The sequence below is a fragment of the Nocardia altamirensis NBRC 108246 genome (assembly GCF_001612685.1).
Taxonomy (GTDB): domain Bacteria; phylum Actinomycetota; class Actinomycetes; order Mycobacteriales; family Mycobacteriaceae; genus Nocardia; species Nocardia altamirensis.
The window spans coordinates 91,530-113,295 of record NZ_BDAY01000042.1; the positions used below are offsets into that span (position 1 = coordinate 91,530).

The following is a 21,766-nucleotide window of genomic DNA, read 5'->3' on the forward strand; positions in this document are numbered from 1 at the left end:
AATACCGATTCAGTCGGTGAAGACTTCGTCGAGAGATTCGGCGGTAACGGCACGATCGAGCCATGCATCGAGCTGCGCGATGTCGGTGTTTCCCTCGACTCGGGTAACGAGTGCGTCCGGGATTTCGAATCCGCGTTTGCGGAGGACCTTCAGCAGCGCCTTGGCTTCGCCGCTGGCCTCACCTTCAACTCTGCCTTCGAAGTAGTAGGTCCGGATGAGCTCATTTTGGTACTCGTAGCCAGCGGTCATGACGCTCTCCAGGAAGTGTCGGGCGGCCTCGGGCAAGAGGCCCGATACCAGGTCAATGTACCTCGTACCCTCGGGCCCCGGGAGTACGCAGGTGGCGAGGACGGTCAGGATGGCTTCGCGGTCCGGATGTCTGCCGTGTGCGATAGCCGAGAGGACCGTCAGCTCGGGGTTGGCTGTCGCGGTCACCGCGTCGGTGACTACTGGGATGTCGGCCGGGCTCAGCACCAAGGGCTTGAGCGTGAACTCGGGGGCGACGGTAATGGGTTTGCGGCAATGTGAAGCAGTGCGTTGGTCCGGGCAGAGCACGAGCAGGATAGTCGGGCACTTCAGTCGAGCACGGAGCGTCGTCAGGTAAACCGGCCAGCTCCAAGTCTTGTCTTTGTCCGGCTGCAGTTGAATTTCTATTACCACCCCTAGGGCCGGGGTGGTTCCCTCTGCAAATACCAGGACGATGTCGGCGCGGTACTCGGTGGGATTGATGTCGGGAAAGTCGCCGGATTCCAAACGGGCGTGGTCGTATTCGGGTAGCTGGGTGTCCAGCACGGTCGTTAGCAGTTCGGCGGCCAGTTGCGGACGTTGCCGGAACAGGTCAACTAGTCGCTCGTGCAGGTGGCTGGGGGGCATGCGTGGAGGCTATCAATGTCCACCGACAAAAAATGTGCCGGTTCTCGCGCGGTGCTGGAACGAATTGTATTGGAACGTTCCAGTTTTCGGTAAGGTGGCCACATTCCTTACCGGCGATACCGGGACTCGGCCGCATCATCGAGCCCGAACAGTCGTTCGTCGCCCTTCGTGCATCGAAAATAACATCGCATGCGGCATTAGTAACGTCCAGAGTGTAAGTTTTGATGTATGGAAGGGTATTTACGAGGCGTTGTCGGCGGGAGTCGGGTCCCGCCTCGGATGCGCTGAGTGTCACAATCCGCCACCGTCCTGTAGGGCTACTCGTCCTCTGCGGGTGAATCTTGATCGGGTAGGTGGCCTGCGAAGACCTCTTCTACTGTGCCGACCTTGACCGCGCGGCGGAGAAGCGTTTCGAGGTAGTCCGTATCGAGTCGGCAGGCGTCAGTGCATTCCTCGGCGAGGGTCCTACTTTCGGGTGCGCTGAGCAGGCCTCTCGCTTCCATGACTGCCAACAGTGCGTCTACCTGTCCGCACCAGTAGAAGACGCGCGCGAAGGGGGAGCTGAACTTAGACGCTCCGGCCTGCATGTAACGCCTTCCTGGAGATGGTAGCCACCTTTGAGGGTCGTCGGTCCGGTCCGTCGGATCCCGAACACGCGTGGTCGTATACGGGTAATGCCCGTCGAGCATGGTCGATAGCAGCTCGGTGGTCTGTCGCGAGTCTTGCCAGATCATGTTGAGGAGTCCTTCATGCATTTGGCCGGGCATGCATGGAAGCTATCAGTGGCCACCGACAGGGAAATGGCTGGTGTCAGGCGGTTTTTGGAACGAATTGCTTTGGAACGTCCCAGTTTTCGGTGTGGTCCGATGTTTCGGTCAGGTGGCCGTCCGTCATGGTGTGGATGGTGGTCATGCGGTGGAGGTGGGTGCGATCGTGGGTGACCAGGAGGGTGGCGGCGTTGTGGTCGTGGACGATGGTGAGGATGAGATCGATGATGGCGGAGCCGCGTTCGGTGTCGAGGGCGCTTGTTGGTTCGTCGATTACGAGTAGGGCGGGGTTGTTCATCAGGGCTCGGGCGATGTTGATGCGTTGACGCTGGCCGCCGGAGAGTTGCGCGGGACGTTTGGCGTGTTGGTCGGCGAGGCCTACAGCGTCGAGGAGTTCCATTGCCCTGGTGCGGGTTTCGCGGCGCTGGTGGCGGGTGGTGTGGAGGTGTTGGCCCAGGTGGGTCATGGCCTCGAGTTGTTCGAGGGCGGTCAGGGCGGGAATCAAGTTCGGTTGCTGGAAGACGATGCCTATGGTGGAGCGGCGTAGCGCTGCGGCTTCACGGCGGCTGACGGTGGCGAGATTGATACTGCCGGTGGGGGTTTGGAGATCGATACGGCCCGAGTCGGGGCGGATCAAGGTAGCTACTGCGGCGAGCAGACTGGACTTTCCGGAGCCGGAGGGGCCGGTAATGGCGGCAACGTTGCCTCCTTGGACGTGCAGGCTCACCTGGTCCAGGGCGGTGAGGCGGCCGGCGCCGTCCGGGTAGGTGAGGGTGACGTTGTCGACGGTCAGTGCGGTGCTCATGATCTCGAAAACTCCAGTGGCTCAGCGTCCCGCGCCGAGCGCGGTCAGTGGGTCGGTGGTGAACAGGAAGCGCAGGGCGAAGGTGGCGCCGAGTAGGCCGAGTGCGATGAGGGCGGCGGCGGGGAGGAGGGTGGTGGCTGGGCTCAGGACGAAGGGGAGGGCGTCGCCGAGGAAAGCTGCTGCGGTGGAGGTGATTCCGAGGCCGACGGCGACGCCTGCTATGAGCACGACGGCTGCTTGGGTGAGGGCGTCGCGGACCAGGGAGCCGGAGGTGGCGCCGAGTGCTTTCAAGGTGGCGATGTCGGGCATGCGCTGCACGGTCCACACCGTGAAGAAGGCGCCGATCACCAAAGCTGAGATGGCGAAGAGCAATACGGTCATCAAGGTCAGCGAGCCGTTCTCCGCCTTGTAGGCGCTGAGCGCGGAGAGTGCGCCGGCGATGTTGGTTGTCTGGGTGTGCGCCGTAGCGTTGAGTGCGCTCTGGTCTGGCACTCCGGAGACCGCGAGGACGGTCGCCGCACCGGCGCGGGGCGTCGTCGCCTGCCAGTCGGCGAGGGTCTGCCAGACCACCGGAGTGTGGCTGTACCAGTCGTCGCCGTGCACGCCCGCGACGGTGAAGGGGTGTCCGGCGATGGTGACGGTGTCGCCTGCGGCCGCGCCGAGATCCTTGGCGGCGCCGGTGCTCAGCATCACCGTGCCGTCCCGGGTTGCCGAGCGATTGCCGAATGCTGTTCCCGTGGTGCCGAACAGCGCGACCTGCACGGCGGCCCGCCCGCTCGGATCGACCTTGCCGTGGCTGATGCCGATCGGGTCGACGGTGCCGTCCGGTCCGGCGGCGGACTGCCAGGCCGCGACCTGTTCCTGCGTCAGCGACGAGGCATCGAAGGACGGCGCAGCGCCACTGTCGGCGAAGACGACGGTGTCACCGGGGAACGAGGTCACCGCCGAGATGTTCTGATGCGCGAGACCGGCCGTGAGCCCGCTCAAGAAACTCACCAGCAGCGCAACCAGCGTGACGACCAGGGTGATGAGCAGGAAGCGGCCGCGGGCGGCGCGCAGATCTCGGAGTGCGACGAACATGCCTTCACTGTTCCGCGCGGACGGCGGCGAGCCATCGCGCGCGGGAAGGAAAGGAGCCTGGTCGAAAGGTGGGCGGCGGTTTACATCTTTCGATGGATGCCTCCGAGGTAGCCGCACATAAGCTGACAGGGTGCACTCGTCACCGCTCACCTCCGTCTTCACCGCGCTGCGGGTCGGGCTGCATGTGCTGGTGACGGCGCTGGCCGTGGTGACGGCGGTGCGCGCCCTGTTGCCCGGCGCGCCGCATCCGGTCGCGGTCGTCGCGTTGACGGTGCTCTTCCTGGTGATCTACTTCGCCGGACCCGCGCTGAGCGGTCGCCGCGGCGGGCCGTCGATGTGGTTGACGGCGCTCACCGTGGTGTGGCTGGGTCTGGTCGTGGTCGCGCCGGACGCCGGGTACCTCGCCTTCGGCTTGTTCTTCCTCTATCTGCATCTGCTGCCGCGCCCGTGGAGCCTGCTCGCGGTGGCGGCGGCGACCGCGATCGCGGTGCTCGGCTTCGGCGCCCATCGCGGCTGGTCGGCCGCCGGGGTGATCGGTCCGCTCTTCGGTGCCGGGGTGGCGGTCGGCATCGGCCTCGGCTATCAGGCGTTGTTCCGTGAGTCGGCGGAAAGGCAGCGGTTGATCGACGAATTGATGAGCACCCGAGCGGCGCTCGCGGATCGGGAACGCACGGCTGGCAAGCTGTCCGAGCGGGAACGCTTGGCGCAGGAGATCCACGACACCGTCGCGCAGGGACTGAGCAGCATCCAGCTGTTGCTGCACGCCGCCGAACAGTCGGCGCCGGAACATCCTGCCCTGCAACAGATCCGGCTGGCCAGGGAGACCGCTGCGGAGAACCTCGCCGAAACCCGAAGGCTGATCGCCGAATTGGCGCCCGCCGCGTTGGAGGGCCAATCGCTGGCCCAGGCGCTGGAACGAATCTGCGCGCGTGCCGCGGCGCCGGCGCTCAGCACCAAGCTGGTGGTCGAGGGTGCACCGGAACGGCTGGCGATGCCGGTCGAGGCGGCGCTGGTGCGCATCGCGCAGGGCGCGGTCTCGAATGTGGTGCGGCACGCGGCGGCGAGCCGAATGCGGTTGACCCTCACCTACTCCGACGCCGAGGTGCTGCTCGATGTGGTGGACGACGGCATCGGCATCGACCCCGCCGTGCTCGACCGGTCGCCCGCTGGCTCTTTCGGGCTCGCCGCGATGCGCTCGCGCGTGGAGCAGCAGGGCGGCACCATGGTTGTGGAGTCGGAGCCGGGGCACACCGCGGTCACTGTTGCGTTCCCGCTGGAGCCCACTGTCGCGGCACCGGCCGGAGCCGAAGTCGCGGATTCGCCGCCCGCCCTTCCTGATACGACGCCGGGAGCGCACGCATGATCCGCCTGCTGCTCGCCGACGACCACGCTATCGTGCGGGCAGGCCTGCGCGCCCTCCTCGACGGTGGCGACGATATCGAGGTCGTCGCCGATGTGCCCACCGCTGAGGCGGCCGTCGCGTTCTGCACCACCACGCCGGTGGATCTCGTGTTGATGGATCTGAGCTTCGGCCCCGGCCGCTCCGGCGCGGACGCCACCGCCGAACTGCGCGCCCTGCCGCAGCCACCGAATGTCTTGGTGGTGACCAACTACGACACCGACGCCGACATCCTCGGCGCCATCGAAGCAGGCGCCTGCGGCTACATCCTGAAGGACACCCCACCGGCCGAATTGCTGGCCGCGGTGCGCTCGGCGGCCGCGGGGGAGAGCGTGCTGTCGCCGGCCGTCGCCTCCAAACTGATGACCAGAGTCCGGCGGGCCGACACCACCCTGAGCCAACGGGAGATCGAGGTGCTGCGCTTGGTCGCCGACGGCCGATCCAACCGGGAGATCGCCAAGGAACTGTTCCTCAGCGAGACCACCGTCAAATCCCATCTGGTGCACATCTACGCGAAACTCGGTGTCCGGTCCCGCACCTCGGCCGTCGCCCGCGCCCGCGAACAGGGCGCCATCTGAGTCGCACGCTCGACGTCCGCGGCGTTCTGCGACATGCGGCCCTCGCTGCCTCATCCAGCCCCACCCCTGCGCTTAGGGTTTCTCCATGGCTTCCCTCACGGATCCTCAGGTGCGCGAGTTCCTCTCCCACGGCACGCGGACGGGAAAGGTGGCGTTCGTCGCCGCCGACGGCAGGCCGATGGTCACGCCGGTCTGGTTCGTGCTCGAAGGCGACGAGCTGGTGTTCAACACCGGAAAGGACACCGTCAAGGGCAGGGCGTTCGCGCGCGACGGCCGCGTCTCGGTGTGTGTCGACTTGGAAGCGCACCCCTATTCCTCGGTGCAGTTGCAAGGCACTGTGACCTTGTCCGAGGACCTCGACGAGCTGTTGCGCACCGCCACCGAGATCGGCGGCCGCTACATGGGCGCGGACCGTGCCGAGGAATTCGGCAAGCGCAACGGGGTGCCCGGCGAGTTGGTCGTCCGGCTGCGTCCGACCAAGGTGATCGCCCACATGGACGCCACCTCCTGAGGCGGAACTGGGCCGCGGCCGCCGCGGCCGTTGGGCCATAGACTCTTCCGCATGACCGTGCACTTCATCGGGGCTGGGCCGGGCGCGGCCGACCTGTTGACCGTGCGTGCGGTCACCCTGCTCCGCTCCTCGCCGGTGTGCCTGTACGCGGGGACCTATCTGGATCCAGCGGTGCTCGCGCACTGCGCGCCCGAGACCGAGCTGATCGACACCCAGCACCTCGACCTCGACCAGATCACCGAACACCTGGTGCGCGCCAGCCGCGCAGGCCAGGACGTGGCCAGATTGTGTTCGGGTGACCCGTCGTTGTATTCGGCGCTCACCGAACAGACCCGCAGGCTGGACGCGCACGCCATCGCGTGGGACGTCACCCCTGGCGTCCCGGCCTACGCCGCGGCTGCCGCGCTGCTCGGCGCCGAACTCACCGTGCCCGAGGTCGTGCAGTCGGTCGTGCTGACCCGCACCCAGGCGCGCTCGACCGCGATGCCCGACACCGAGGCACTTGCCGGGTTCGCCCGCACCCGAGCGACACTCGTCCTGCACCTGGCGATCACCCGGATCCGCGAGCTGGCCGACGAACTCGTCGCCGACTACGGCGCGGACTGCCCCGTCGCTGTCGTCTACCGCGCCAGCCAGCCCGATCAGCTGGTGCTGCGCGGCACCCTCACCGATATCGCCGATCAGGTTGCGGCCGCCGGGCTGCGGCAGGCCGCGGTCATCCTGGTCGGCCGCGCCATGTCGAGCTCGGTGTCGTGCGTGGAATCCCATCTCTACGATCCGGCCAGGGTGCGCCATCGGTGACCCGCCGTGCCGGGCGCCCAGCGCGTCGCGCAGGATGTGAGGAATGCAACACGGGTGCCGCTGAGCTTTTTTGACTGATTGATCAAGAGAATTGAAACCCCGCGACGCGGGCGCCACGCTGTGCGTGGTGAGCGTTCTGTCGGGGTGTCGTCGGGGAGCGCTTGCATGGTGTTCCGGAAGCGAGGTTACGGTTGGACCGGCTGGATTTCGGCGGGGACGGCGAAGCTGGTGGCGTACCGGCGCACGCTGATTCGGCCGATTACTTCCCGCTTTCCCCTGCGCAATTGGGCATTTGGTACGCGCAGCATGCCGATCCGCAGGTGCCGATAACCGTTGCCGAGTACGTCGAGTTGCACGGAGTACTCGATCTGGACGTGCTGGGCCAGGCCCTCGTCGCTGCCTCGTCGGAACTCGAGTCCGGCTTCCTGCGCATCGTCGAGCGCGATGGTCAGCCGTACCAATACGTCGATCACACCATCGCGGACGACTACCGGGTCGACTACGTTGATCTGCGGGGGGAGGCCGATCCGGCCGCGGCGGCGATGGCGTGGATGCGCGCGGAGTGCGGTCGTCCGCTGGAGCTGACCGCGGACCAGCTGGTGCGGATCGCCGGGCTGCAGCTCGCCGACGAGCATTGGTACTGGTACCTGCGGGCACACCACATTGCGCTCGACGGCTTCGCCGCGGTGACGAGTGTGGCTCGGATCGCCGAGATCTACACGGCTTTGGTGAACGGCGAAACGATCGCGCCTGCCAAGGCCACTGACCTGCGCACGCTCTACGACCAGGAGATGGACTACCGGGCGAGCACGCGCTTCGCGTCGGACAAGGCGTACTGGGCCGATCGGGTCGCGGGTTTTGCGACGGGCACGAGCCTGGCCGGGCGTTCGGCTCCGCCCGCCGCGCGCAACGGCGTGACCGGAGCGCTGCTTTCGGACGAGCAGAGCGCGTTGTTGGAAGCCGCTGTCGCGCGCCATGATTCATCGCCTGCCGGAGTGTTGCTTGCCGCGTTCGCCGCGTATCTGGCGCAGTGGACCGGCGCGCAGGACGTGGTCATGAGCCTGCCGGTGACCGCGCGCACCACTGCCGTGATGCGGCGTTCCGGTGGTACGACATCGAATATCGTGCCGCTGCGGGTGCGGGTCGACCACGCGACCACGATCGCTGACCTGCTCGCGCAGGTGCGGGTTGGGGTGTCGGGGGCGCTGCGGCATCAGCGTTACCGGCACGAGGACATCCGCCGTGATGCGGCAGGCAATGACGTGGTCGCCCCTGGGGGATGGCAGGCGGCGCCGGTGGTCAACATCGTGCTGTTCCATCCCAGGATCGTGCTGGGTGCGACCGTCGGCACGCTGCGGGTGCTCTCGATGGGACGGATCGAGGATCTCGGCGTCAACTTCTATCAGTCCGAGGCGGGTGTGTCTCCGCGCATCGACTTCGAGACCAACCCGAACCTGTACTCCGAAGAGGAAGCGCGGCAGCATCATTCGCGTTTTCTGGAGTTCTTCGCGGGGTTCTTGGCGGCTGCGGCCGACACTGCGGTGTGGAGCTTGGACCTGACAAGTGCCGATGAGCGGGCGCGCTCGGCGGTGGAGTGGAACGACTCCGAGCAGGAGGTGCCCGACACCACCCTGGCTGCGTTGCTCGATGCGCAGATGTCGTTGACGCCGGAGAACATTGCGCTCGATTTCGAGGGCGCGGAACTTACCTATGCGGAGTTGGGTGCGCGGGTCAACCGGTTGGCGCGGTTCTTGATCGCGGATGGTGTCGGTCCGGAATCGCTTGTTGCGCTTGGTATGCGGCGGTCGCTGGAGTTGGTGATCGGCATGCATGCGGTGCTGAAGGCTGGTGGTGCGTATGTGCCGGTGGATCCGGATCATCCGGCTGAGCGCACTGCTTACATTCTCGAGTCCGCGAGCCCGGTCTGTGTGCTGACTGCTGGTGACGAGCTGGAGCTCCCGAAGTCGGTGCGGCAGATACGGATCGACACACTCGATGTGTCGGGGTACTCGGAAGCTCCGGTGACCGATGCGGATCGGTTGGCGCTGTTGCGCCCGGAGAACACGGCCTACGTCATCTACACCTCCGGTTCGACCGGGCGGCCTAAAGGCGTCGCAGTCACCCACCACGCGATTGTCAATCAGCTGTTGTGGATGCTCGACGAGTACCGGTTGACCGCTGACGATGTGTATTTGCAGAAGACCGCGACGACGTTCGATGTGTCGCTGTGGGGCTATTTCCTGCCGCTGATGGTCGGCGCGAAGCTGGTCGTTGCCGCGCCGGAGGGGCATCGGGACCCGCGGCATGTCGCGGACATGATCGCACGGCACGGCGTCACGGTGACCGACTTCGTACCCTCGTTGCTGGCTGAGTTCGTCTCGTATACCACTGCGGCGCAATGCGTCACGTTGCGTACGGTGCTCGTGATCGGTGAGGCGTTGCCGCCGGAGACCGCCGCAGGATTCCGCGCGATCAGCTCCGCAGGCCTGCATAATCTGTACGGCCCGACCGAGGCGGCGGTGTCGGTGACCTACTGGGAGGCGACCGCCGCCGATACGGTGACCGTGCCGATCGGCATACCGGCCTGGAATGTCGCTGTCTACGTGCTGGATTCGCGGCTGCGACCGGCCGCGATCGGTGCGCCGGGCGAGCTGTATCTGGCCGGGTGTCAGCTGGCGCGCGGATACCTCGGCCGCCCGGACCTGACCGCGGATCGGTTCGTCGCGAACCCGTTGTCCGACACCGGCGAACGCATGTACCGCACCGGTGACCTGGTGCGCTGGAACGACGCGGGCACGCTGGAGTACCTCGGCCGCACCGACTTCCAGGTGAAGTTCCGTGGCCAGCGCATCGAGCTCGGCGAGATCGAGACCACGCTGCTCGCGCATCCCGCGGTCGGTCAAGCTGTTGTGCTGGTGGCAGACACCCCCACCGGCCCGCAGGTCGTGGCCTATGTCGTTGCCGCACCGGACCATTCGGTCGATCCGGTGGCGCTCACTCGTTTCGCGGCCGCGAAGCTGCCCGGCTATATGGTGCCTGCCTCGACCGTGGTGCTGGACTCGTTCCCGCTCAACACCAGCGGCAAGTTGGACCGAAGGGCCTTGCCACAGTTGTTGTTCCGCGCGGATGCGACCGGCTTCCTGGCCCCGCGCACCCAGGCGGAGCACGTCGTCGCCGGCATCTTCGCCGACGTGCTGAGCCAGGACCGCATCGGTGTCGACGACAACTTCTTCGACCTCGGCGGCAACTCGCTGGTCGCCACCCAGGTGGTCGCGCGCATCGGCGCGGCCTTCGGCACCACCGTGGGCGTGCGCGCGCTGTTCGAGACCCCGACGGTGGCCGGGCTGGCGGCGCAGGCCGACAACGCAGGCCCGAGCTATGGAGCCAGGCCGCCGCTGGTGGCCAAGCAGCTGCCCGAGCGGGTGCCGCTGTCGTTGGCGCAGCGGCGAATCTGGTTCCTCAACCAGTTCGATCCGACGGTGCCTGCCTACAACCTGCCGTTCGTGCTGCGGCTGCGCGACCAGGTCGATGTGGTGGCGCTGGAGGCCGCGCTCAGCGACGTGGTAACCAGGCAGCAGTCGCTGCGCACGATCTTCCCCGAGTCCGAAGACGGCGCATACCAGCAGGTGCTGCCCGCCGACCAGGTCGATCTCGGCATCGAGATCCGGCCGATCGAGGAAGCCCGATTATCCGGCGCGCTCCACGAATTCGCGGCCACCGGCTTCGATGTCTCGCGTGAGCTGCCGATCCGGGTGCGGATCTACGCGGTGACCGGCGGCAACGACGACGGTGCCGAGTACGTGGTCGCGTTCGTGGTCCACCACATCGCCGCCGACGGCTTCTCGTTCGGGCCGCTGGCGCGCGATATGGCTGCGGCCTACCTGTCGCGGGTAGCGGGCCGGGCGCCCGACTGGGCGCCGCTGCCGGTGCAGTATCAGGACTTCAGCATCTGGCAGCGCGAGGTGCTCGGCGCCGAGTCCGATCCCGGCTCGCTGGCGGCGCGCGAAATCGCCTACTGGCGCAGGGCATTGGCCGGGCTGCCCGATCGGCTCGATCTGCCGGCGGATCGCCCGCGCACCCCGGTGCAGAGCCTGCGCGGCGGCCGCGTCGGGTTAGCGATCGATGCCGAACTGCACCAGCGCCTTTCGGCGCTGGCCCGCGCCAACAGCGTCAGTCTGTTCATGGTCATGCACGCTTCGCTCGCGGTGCTGCTCGCGCGGCTGTCCGGCACCAGCGACATCGCCATCGGCACCCCGGTCGCCGGGCGCGGCGAACCGGCACTCGACGACCTTATCGGCATGTTCGTCAACACGCTGGTGTTGCGGTCCGAGATCGACGGCGCCGAGTCGTTCACCGAGTTCCTCACCCGCACCAGGGAAACCGACCTCGCCGCGTTCGCCTTCGCCGACGTGCCGTTCGAGCGTCTGGTCGAGGTGCTCAACCCGGCGCGTTCGCAGGCCCGCCATCCGCTGTTCCAGGTGCTGCTGTCGTTCCAGGAGCTGTCGCACGCGACAGTCGAATTGCCAGGACTCTCGGTCTCCGCCAATGAGATCGACCTCGACATCGCCAGCTTCGACCTGCAGTGGACGATCACCGAAGAACGTGGTGCCGACGGCGCCGCGGCGGGCATGACGGTCACCGTGTCCTACGCCACCGACCTGTTCGACGCCGCAACGGTCGCCGCCTTCGGTCGCCGCTATCTGCGCGTGCTCGACACCGTGGCCGCCACACCGGATGCCGCGGTCCGCGAGATCGAGCTCCTCGACGCCGAGGAACGCGCGACCGTGCTCACGGGCTGGAATCAGACCGCGCACGACCTGCCTGCCGCGACGATCCTCGACCTGTTCGCCGGGCAGGTGCCGGCGCGGCCCGACGACCTCGCCGTGCTGTTCGACGATGGTGTCCGCAGCGACGTGGCCTACACGTATGCCGAATTCTCGGCGCGGGTGAATCGCTTGGCGCGCAAATTGATCGCCGAGGGCGTCGGCCCCGAAACGCTCGTCGCCGTCGGCATCGGCCGTTCGATGGACATGCTGATCGCCCTCTACGCCACCCTGACCGCGGGTGGCGGTTACGTGCCGATCGATCCCGAGCACCCGGCTGCGCGCACCGAGTATGTGCTGGCGACCTCGGCACCGGTTTGCGTGTTGACGACCTTGTCCGACAATGTCAGCTCGCCCGACTGTCCCGTGCTCGCCGTCGACGACCTCGACCTGAGCGAGTTCAGTGACGCCAGGGTCACCGACGCCGACCGGCGGGCTCCGTTGCGCGCGAGCAACACCGCGTACGTGCTCTACACCTCCGGTTCCACCGGCGCGCCCAAGGGTGTTGCGGTGCAGCACAGTTCGATGCTCAACCAGATCGCATGGCTCACCGCGGAATACCGGATCGGTCCCGCCGATGTGATCCTGCAGAAGACCCCGGTCACCTTCGACGTGTCGGTGTGGGAGTTGTTCGGCCCCTTGGCCGCAGGTGCGCGCTTGCTCATTGCCGCACCCGAAGGACAGCACGACCCGAGGTATCTGTCGGAGCTCATCGAACGCCATCAGGTCACCATGACCTCGTTCGTGCCTTCGATGCTCCCGGTGTTCGCCGGCGCCGCCTCGACCACCGAATGCGCTTCGCTGCGTGTGGTTCTCGTCAGCGGTGAGGCGCTGCCCCCTGCCACGGTCGCCGCGTTCCGGCGGTTCTCCACCGCGGCGGTGCACAACCTGTACGGCCCCACCGAATGCACCGTGCATGCCACCGCATGGCACCTCGACGAGGTCGCACCCGTCTCGGTGCCGATCGGGCGCCCGGTGTGGAACACGCAGGCCTACGTGCTGGACGAGGGCCTCGACCCGGTGCCGGTCGGCGTGCCCGGCGAGCTGTACCTGGGCGGCGGGCAGACCGCCCGTGGCTACCACGGCCGCCCCGGCCTGAGCGCGGAACGCTTCGTCGCCGACCCGTTCGGCGCACCGGGCGCTCGGCTGTATCGCACCGGTGACCTGGTGCGCTGGGTGGCGCCGCGCGATCCCGAGCTCGGCTCCGCAGGTGTGCTGGAATTCCTCGGCCGCAACGACTTCCAGGTGAAGTTCCACGGTCAGCGCATCGAGCTCGGCGAGATCGAGGCCGCACTGCTCGACCATCCGGCCGTCACCCAGGCGGTCGTGCGCACCTTCGACACCGTGCTCGGCGATCGGCTCGTTGCCTACGTGGTGAGCGCGGCCGGTCCGGTCGACATCGACAACATCGCGGACAGCCTGCGCCGCAGGCTGCCCGCGTACATGGTGCCGTCGGCCATCGTGGTGCTGGAAGCGTTGCCGCGCAGCCTGTCCGGCAAGCTCGACCGCAAGGCGCTGCCTGCCCCGATGTTCGAGGCCACCGAATTCCGTGCGCCGACAACGTCGATCGAGGAGATCGTCGCGGGGATCTTCGGTGACGTGCTCGGCATCGCCAGGGTCGGGGTCGACGACGACTTCTTCGAACTCGGCGGGAACTCACTGATCGCGACCCAGGTTGTCGCCCGCCTCGGCATCGCACTCGACACCAGGGTGCCGGTGCGCATGCTGTTCGAGGCCCCTTCCGTCGCCGCGCTCGCGGCCACGGTGGCGGCGCAGGTCGGTGACGGCGCACGCAAGGCACTTGTCGCCAAGGTACGGCCCGAACAGGTGCCGCTTTCGCCTGCCCAGCAGCGCATGTGGTTCCGCAACCGGTTCGACACCGAGTCGGCGGTCAACAACATCCCGCTCGTCATCCGGCTCTCCGGCGACCTCGACGTCGCCGCGCTGCAGGTCGCCGTCATCGACGTGATCGACAGGCACGAGTCGCTGCGCACCGTGTTCCCGGAGACCAAGACCGGGCCGGTGCAGGTGGTACGGGAGGCGGCGCAGATCGTGCCGGATCTGACGCCGATCCCGGTGGCCGAGCACCTGCTGTTCGAGCACCTGGTCGAGCTCGCCTCGGCGGCGTTCGACGTGGCCACCGAGGTGCCGTTGCGGGCAAAGCTTTTCGAGATCAGCGCGAGCGAGTACGTGCTCGGGGTCGTGGTGCACCATATTTCGGCCGACGACTGGTCGATGCGGCCGCTGGCGCGCGACATCATGGAGGCCTACGTCGCCCGCACCTCCTGGCAGGCGCCCGCCTGGCCCGCGCTGCCGGTTCAGTACGCCGATTATGTGCTGTGGCAGCGCGAGATCCTCGGCGCCGAGGGCGACCCGAGTTCGCTGATCGCCACGCAGATTCGGTACTGGGCTCGCGAACTCGCAGGCCTGCCTGCGGAATTGGTGCTTCCATCGGATCGGCCGCGTCCCGCGGTCGCCTCGTATCGAGGCGGCACCTACCCGTTCGTCATCTCCGGTGAAATGCGGCGCGCGCTGGTCGAACTCGGTCATCGGGGTAGTGCCTCGTTGTTCATGGTGATGCACAGCGCGCTCGCCGTGTTGCTCGCCAGGCTGAGCGGCACCGGCGATATCGCCATCGGCACCCCGGTGGCAGGCCGTGGTGAGGCGGCGCTGGACGAGCTGATCGGCATGTTCGTCAACACGCTCGTGCTGCGCACCGACGTTGACGGCGCGGCGAGCTTCGCCGACCTGCTCGAGCAGGCCCGCGAGACGGACCTGCACGCGTTCGCGCACGCCGAGGTGCCGTTCGAGCGGCTGGTCGAAGTGCTGCACCCGGCCCGCGCGCAGGCGCGGCACCCGCTGTTCCAAGTGCTGCTGACCTTTCAGAACACCAGGCAGGCCACCGTCGAACTGCCGGGGCTTTCCGTGCGCGGCGTCGACTACGACACGCGGCTGGCCAAGGTCGATCTGCAGCTGACCTTGCACGAGACCAAGGACGAGCACGGCGAGACCGCCGGGATGTCGGCTGAATTCTGTTACGCCGAGGATCTTTTCGATGAGGCGACGGTGGCGGCGTTCGCCCGTCGCCTGGATCGGGTGCTCGCGGCGGTCACCGCCGACCCGGCGGTGCCGGTCGGCGACATCGATCTGCTCTCGCCCGAGGAGCGCACGCAGGTGCTCGTCGAATGGAACGACACCGCGCGGCAGGTGCCCGCCGAAACGCTGGTTTCGCTGTTCGACGCGCAAGCGGCGGCCACCCCGGACGCGGTGGCCCTGGTCTTCGACGAGGAGCGGCTCACCTACCGTGAACTGCAGGTGCGGGCCAACCGGATCGCCAGACAGCTGATCGGCGCCGGTGTCGGACCGGAATCGCTTGTCGCACTGTCGATCCGGGGCTCGAATGAGCTGGTCATCGCGATGTACGCGGTGCTGCAGACGGGTGCGGCCTATGTGCCGCTCGACCCCGATCAGCCCGCCGACCGGATCGATCACATCATCGACACCGCGCGCCCGCGGATGATCCTGTACCGCTCCGCGGATGGTTTCGGCATCGACCTGCAGCGCGAGGTCCCGGTCATCGCGATCGAAGGCATCGAGGGTGTGCCTGGCATCGCCACTTCGAGTGGCGAGCCGCTCACCGATGCCGAGCGCACTCGTCCGCTGCGGCCGGGCCACACCGCCTGCGTCCTGTTCAGCGCCGGGTCGATCGGTCGGCCCGAGGGCGTTGTGGTCAGCCATCGCGCGATCGTCAACCAGCTGCGCTGGTTGCAGCAGGAGTACCCGATCGGCGGCGGCGACGCGGTGCTGCGGCAGACGCCGGTGGCTCGCGCCGCGTCGGTGTGGGAGTTCTTCTGGCCCTTGCAGACCGGTGCGCGGCTGGTCGTTGCGAAGCCGGACGGCCACCGGGATCCGGGGTATCTGGCGCAACTCATCGCCGAACACGGCATCACCACGACGCATTTCGTGCCGTCGATGCTGACGGCATTTGTCGCAACGCTCGGAAACGAGAACCGCGATCTCTTGTCCTGGCTGCGGCAGATATTCGTCTCGGGCGCCGCGCTGCCCGCGACGACCGCGGTAACGCTGCGCGAGCTGACCGACGCAAGGCTGCACTGCCTGTACGGACCCACCGAGGTGGGCGCCGTCACGTATCACGAAGCGACGGGAGCGAATACCGGCTCGGCGCCGATCGGCAGGCCGGTGTGGAACACCCAGGTCTACGTGCTCGACGCGCGGTTGCACGCCGTCGCACCTGGTGTCGCAGGCGAGCTCTATTTCGCAGGCGATCAGCTCGCCATCGGCTATCTCGGCCGCACGGGCCGCACGGCGGATCGCTTCGTCGCCAATCCCTTCGGTGCGGCGGGCGTGCGGATGTATCGCACCGGCGATCTGGTGCGCTGGGCGGCGGACGGCGTGCTGGAATACCTGGGTCGCGGCAAGCGCGAGCGCAGGACGGCGCCCCCTCCGGTGTACGCGGCCAAGCGATTCCGGGCACCGACAACGCCGATCGAGGAGATCATCGCGCAAGCCTTCGGCGAGCTGCTCGGGTGCGAACGCGTCGGCGTGGACGACGACTTCTTCGAGCTCGGCGGCAACCCGCTGGTCGCCACCCAGCTGGTGGCGCGACTTAGCGTGGCACTGGATGCCGAAATCAGGGTACGTGCGCTGTTCGAGGCGCCGACCGTGGCGGCCTTGGCGGCCCGCTTGCCGTCATGGGTGGCAACCGGTGCGCGCCAAGCGCTTACGGCGCAGGTCCGGCCCGAGTATCCGCCGCTGTCGCTGGAACAGCAGCGGGTGTGGTTCCTGAACCACTTCGATGCCGGCTCGGCCGCCGACACCAGCACGGTCGCCCTGCGGCTGACGGGGGCACTGGATCTGGACGCGCTGCGCGGCGCGATCGCCGATGTGGTCGGGCGGCACGAATCCTTGCGCACCGTTTACCCGTTGCGAGACGGGGTGGCCTATCAGCGGGTGCTGCCCGCGATCAAGGCGATCCCGGACCTGGCGGTCGACCAGGTCGCCGAGGGCGGCGTGCTCGGCGCCATGGCTGAATTCGTCGAGCGCGGTATCGATGTGGCCGCTGAGCCGCCGCTCCGGCTGCGCACCTACCAGCTCGGCGACCAGGACTATGTCCTCGTCCTCGTGGTGCATCACATTGCGGCGGACGACTTCTCGATGCGGCCACTCGTCGGTGATCTGATGACCGCCTACCTGGCGCGCAGCTCGGCGTCGGAACCGGACTGGGCACCGCCTGCTGTCCACTACGTGGACTTCGCGCTGTGGCAGCGGGAAACGCTTGGTCCGCAGGACGATCCGAACTCGCTGATGTCTCACCAGCTCGGCTACTGGCGCGCTGCGCTCGACGGGTTGCCCGACGAACTGCGGCTGTCTGCCCGGCCGCGGCCTGCGGTGGCGTCGTATGCGGCGGGGATACATCGGTTCCGGGTGCCCGGTGCGTTGATCGATGAGCTGAACCGGCTGGCGCACGTGCAGGACGCCACGTTGTTCATGGTGGTGCACAGCGCCTTTGCCGCGTTGCTCGCCCGGCTCAGCGGCGCAGGCGACATCGCCGTTGGTACCCCGGTCGCGGGCCGTGCCGAACAGGCGCTCGACGGCATGGTCGGCACGTTCGTCAACACGCTGGTGTTGCGCGCACAGGTCGACGTCGACCAGTCCTTCACTGATCTGTTGGCGCAGGTGCGCACCAACGACCTGCAGGCGTTCGCGCATGCTGACCTGCCTTTCGCGCGGTTGGTCGAGGCGCTCGACCCGGTCCGTACGCAGGCCAGGCATCCGCTGTTCCAGGTGCTGCTCGCCTTCCGGAACCAGAGCAGCGTCGCCATCGAGCTGCCGGGCCTGACGGTGCACGAGCTCGACATCGATCAGCAGACGACGAAGGTCGACCTGCAGCTGTTGCTCAGTGCGGGGTCCGACAACGCGATGGACGTCGAACTGCGTTACGCGACAGACCTGTTCGACGCCGCGTTCGCCGCGACGTTGGCCGATCGGATGATTCGAGTGTTGCGCGAGGTTGCCGCCGACGCCGAAATCATGGTGGGAGACATCGAACTGCTCGGTGACGCCGAGCGCACGCTGGTGCTCGAGCAGTGGAACGACACCGAATTCCCCATCGACGCGGCGTTGACGTCGCAGTCGGGTGATGCCGCCGCGACACTGGTTTCGCTGTTCGAGGCCCAGGCGGCGCGGACGCCGGACGCTGCGGCGGTGACCTACGACAACGTGACGCTGTCCTATGGTGAGCTTGCCGCTCGGGTGCACCGACTGGCGCGCTGGCTGAAGGAAGCTGGCGTCGGTCCGGAATCCTATGTGGCGCTCGGTATTCGGCGCTCGCTCGACCTCGTCGTCGGCATGTATGCGATCAACGCGGCCGGTGGCGCCTATGTGCCGATGGATCCGGATGATCCGGCCGAGCGCATCGAACACATTCTCGACACCACCCGCCCGGTCTGCGTGCTGACCTCTGGCGCCGACTTGGACAGCACGGTCGCACGACAGGTCCGCATCGATGAGCTCGACCTGTCCGGCTTCTCCGACGAACCGCTGACCGACGCGGACCGGCACAAGCCGCTGCGGCCTGCCAACACCGCCTACGTCATCGTCACTTCGGACCCGACCGGACCGCCGAAAGGTGTTGCGGTCTCGCACGCCTCGATCGTGAACTGCCTGGTCTGGACGCATGCCGAGTACGGGCTGGCCGCCGACGATGCGCTGCTGCAGCAGACGCCTGCCACCGTCGACGCGTCGGTGTGGGAGTTCTTCCTGCCGTTGCAGGTCGGCGCCCGACTGGTGCTCGCCACGCCGCACGGCCACCGTGATCCGGCGTACCTGCTTCGGGTGATCGCGGAAGAGTCCATCACCACAGTGCAATTCGCGCCATCGCTGCTGGCCAGGTGCGTGGCCGAGGACGCCATCGGACAGGCGATCACGCTGCGCAACGTGTTTTCCGGCGGTGCCGGGCTGCCCGCGGCCGCCGCACACCGGCTGCGTGCCATGACCGGCGCCCGCCTGCACAATCTCTACGGCCCCGCCGAAGCCGCAGTCGATGCGACCCATCACGAGGTGACCGACGCTGACACCGGCACGGTGCCGATCGGTGCCCCGGTGTTCAACACTCAGGTGTACGTGCTGGATTCGCGGCTGCGCCCGGTTCCGGTTGGCGTCGCGGGCGAGCTGTACCTCGCGGGCGCGCAGCTGGCGCACGGCTATGTCGGGCGTCCCGACCTGACGACGGAGCGGTTCGTAGCCAATCCGTTCGGCGCCGGTGCGCGCATGTATCGCACGGGTGATCTGGTCCGGTGGATACCCCCTTCCCGAAGCGGGGATGGCTGGGCGGCCGATGGCGAGCTGGAGTACCTGGGCCGCAACGACTTTCCGAGGCAGCTGGATGGGCAACGCATCGAGCCCGGCGAGATCGAGGCCAAGGTATTCCGGGCACCGGTCACGCCGACACAGGAGATCGTCGCCGATACCTTTGCCGAGGCGCTCGGGGTCGAGCAGATCGGCTTGGACGACGACTTCTTTACGCTCGGCGGCAATTCGCTGATCGCGGTTCGGGTTGCGGCCCGGCTCGGCGCGGCGTTGAACACCCAGGTTCCGGTCCGGGTGCTGTTCGAGGCGCCGACCGTGGTCGGTGTGGCCGCCAGGATGGCGGCTCCTGTCGGACAGGACACTGCGCCCGAGATCGACGCGGAGTCTGTGGCCGCCGGGCAGCTCGAGTACTGGACCGCGCAGTTGTGTGATCTGCCGGACCAGATCGAGTTGCCCGCGGATCGGCCGCGGCCCGAGGTTGTCGGCAATGCCACTGGCACGCACGACTTCTCGATCGATGCGGACCTGCGTGCCGCGCTGGCCGGACGCGCGCGCGAGCACGGTGTCACGCTGTTCGTGGTCGTGCACGCCGCGCTCGCGGTGTGGGCGGGTCGGTTGTCCAACAGCACCGATATCGCGATCGGCGCCCGGGTGTCCCGGCGTCGCGAACACGGGTTCGACGACATGGTTTCCAACACCGTCGTGTTGCGCAGCGAGGTCGATCCGGCGGTGCGCTTCGGCGAGCTGCTCGAGCAGGTGCGCCGCACCGATCTTGCGGCCTTCGCGAACGCCGAGTTGCCATTCGAGCAGCTGGTGGATGTGATCAGCCCGGTGCGTTCGCGGGCACATCATCCGCTGTTTCAGGTCGCGCTGACCTTCGATGCGGCCATGGCCACCGAACTCGAGCTGGCCGAGCTGCCCGGCGTCGCTGCCGGGATCGGCGAATTCGAGACGGGCACAGCCCAGTTCGATGTGCAGCTGACCGTCGGCGCGGCCGCGGACGGTGGACTCGACATGTCGTGGAACTACGCGACCGAGCTGTTCGACCCGGCGACGGTGGCCGTCTTCGCTGATCGGTTGGTGCGGGTGCTGCACGCCGTCGCCGCAGATCCGCGGATCGCGGTCGGTGACATCGATCTGCTCGATGCGGCCGAGCGCAGCGCCGTCACGCAGCAGTGGGTTTCCTCCGGAACGGACAGTTCTGCAGGACGTTTCGGCGATCCGATGACCACCCTGGATGCGCTGTTCGACGCGGCAGTTGCCGAGCACCCGCACCGGACGGCAGCCCGCTTCGGGGTCGAGACACTGACCTACGCCGAGCTGGACCGGCGCGCGAATGTGCTGGCGCGCAGGCTGATCGCCGACGGCGCCGGACCCGAGACACTGGTCGCGGTGATCCTGCCGCGTTCGCTCGACCTGGTGGTCGCGCTGGTCGCGGTGACGAAGAGCGGTGCGGGCTATGTGCCCGTCGACCCGACCTACCCGGTCGATCGCATCACCGCTGTGCTCGCCGACGCCCAGCCGACGAGTGTGATCCTGGATTCGACGGTCCAGGTACGGGTTCCGGTAGCACTGCCGAGCGTGGTGCTCGACGGGTTCGCGGTGGAGACCGGAAATATCGAAGACGCCGACGACGCACCGATCGCCGACGCCGACCGCAACGCCGCGCTGTCGCCCGATCACGTCGCGTACCTGATGTACACATCGGGCTCGTCCGGCCGCCCGAAGGGTGTCGCGGTCACCCATCGGAATGTGGTGCGGCTGTTCGCGAATACCGATCGCGACTTCGGCTTCGGTCCCGACGACGTGTGGACGCTGTTCCACTCGTACGCCTTCGACTTCTCGGTGTGGGAGCTGTGGGGTCCGCTGCTGTTCGGCGGCACCCTGGTGGTCGTCGACTACTACACCTCGCGTTCGCCGGAGCAGTTCCTGGAACTGCTGCGTGCCGAACAGGTGACGGTGCTCAACCAGACCCCGTCCGCGTTCTATCAACTGGCCGAAGCGGATCGCAATGCCGCGCCGGACGTTTCGCCGCTCGCGCTGCGTTACGTGGTCTTCGGCGGCGAGGCGCTCGAACTGCGCAGGCTCGCCGATTGGGTGTCCCGCCGCGGTGCCGATGCGCCGTTGCTGGTGAACATGTACGGCATCACCGAGACCACGGTGCACGTGTCGTACCGCGCGCTGGACGGCGCGACCATCGCGGCCACCACGGGTTCCGTGGTCGGCAGGGCCGTCACCGGCCTGCGGGTGTACGTGCTCGATCACCGGCTGCAGCCAGTTCCGGTTGGTGTCGCCGGTGAAATCTATGTGGCGGGAACGCAGTTGGCGCGCGGCTATCTCGGTCGTCCCGGCCTGTCGGCGACGCGCTTCGTGGCCGATCCGCTCGGCGGCGGGGATGCGGGCGCGCGCCTGTACCGCTCCGGCGATCTGGCGCGCTGGAATCGCTTCGGCGAGTTGGAATACCTCGGCCGCGCCGACGACCAAGTGAAGGTCCGAGGCTTTCGGATCGAGCTCGGCGAGATCGAGTCCGCGATCCTCGCTCAGCCGGGAATCGCGCAGGCGGCGGTCATCGTGCGCGAGGACGAGCCAGGCGATCAGCGGATCGTGGCTTACGTGGTGGCCGAGCCGGACACCGTCCTGGCGCTCGACCAGATCCGCGACGGCGCGGCGGAGCTGCTGCCCGGCCACATGGTGCCTTCGGCGCTGGTGCGGCTCGAATGGATTCCGTTGACGGTCAGCGGAAAGCTGGACCGGCGCGCGCTGCCCGCACCCGCCGAGCGGGCTCCGGCCTCGGCCGCGC

Annotated in this window: 8 protein-coding genes; 5 read left to right on the forward strand and 3 right to left on the reverse strand. The window is 67.6% G+C overall.

Annotation, left to right across the window (positions count from 1 at the left end; translation table 11 throughout):
- Positions 1 to 9 precede the first annotated feature (9 nt).
- The 3 genes from NA11_RS22550 to NA11_RS22565 all read right to left on the reverse strand — a co-directional run bounded on the left by NA11_RS22550 (position 10) and on the right by NA11_RS22565 (position 3,525).
- A complete protein-coding gene (locus tag NA11_RS22550; protein WP_069163950.1) occupies positions 10 to 873 on the reverse strand; it encodes an RpnC/YadD family protein in 864 nt (287 codons plus the stop codon).
- A gap of 810 nt (positions 874 to 1,683) precedes the next feature.
- Positions 1,684 to 2,448, reverse strand: coding sequence for an ABC transporter ATP-binding protein (locus NA11_RS22560; RefSeq protein WP_084654951.1), 765 nt, complete (start codon positions 2,446 to 2,448; stop codon positions 1,684 to 1,686).
- An 18-nt stretch (positions 2,449 to 2,466) separates the two neighbouring features.
- The gene (locus NA11_RS22565) at positions 2,467 to 3,525 is read right to left on the reverse strand and encodes an ABC transporter permease (RefSeq protein ID WP_069163953.1); all 1,059 of its coding nucleotides are present in this window, start codon (positions 3,523 to 3,525) and stop codon (positions 2,467 to 2,469) included.
- Between the two features lie 130 nt (positions 3,526 to 3,655).
- On the opposite strand from NA11_RS22565, the gene NA11_RS22570 reads away from it, so the two are divergent.
- From NA11_RS22570 to NA11_RS22590, 5 genes are all read left to right on the forward strand, one after another.
- Positions 3,656 to 4,888, forward strand: a complete 1,233-nt coding sequence (locus NA11_RS22570) for a sensor histidine kinase (protein WP_084654953.1) — start codon at positions 3,656 to 3,658, stop codon at positions 4,886 to 4,888.
- Positions 4,885 to 5,502 carry a LuxR C-terminal-related transcriptional regulator gene (locus tag NA11_RS22575; protein ID WP_069163954.1) on the forward strand — a complete coding sequence of 206 codons (618 nt, stop codon included), beginning with the start codon at positions 4,885 to 4,887 and terminating at the stop codon, positions 5,500 to 5,502. The genes NA11_RS22570 and NA11_RS22575 overlap by 4 nt, the downstream gene beginning before the upstream one ends.
- A gap of 85 nt (positions 5,503 to 5,587) precedes the next feature.
- Positions 5,588 to 6,013, forward strand: a complete 426-nt coding sequence (locus NA11_RS22580; RefSeq protein WP_069163955.1) for a PPOX class F420-dependent oxidoreductase — start codon at positions 5,588 to 5,590, stop codon at positions 6,011 to 6,013.
- Positions 6,014 to 6,064: 51 nt separating this feature from the next.
- Entirely contained in the window at positions 6,065 to 6,814 is a 750-nt protein-coding gene (cobM, locus tag NA11_RS22585; RefSeq protein WP_069163956.1) for a precorrin-4 C(11)-methyltransferase, read from the forward strand.
- A 191-nt stretch (positions 6,815 to 7,005) separates the two neighbouring features.
- The coding region (locus tag NA11_RS22590; protein ID WP_069163957.1) for a non-ribosomal peptide synthetase at positions 7,006 to 21,766 on the forward strand (14,761 nt) is incomplete at its 3' end.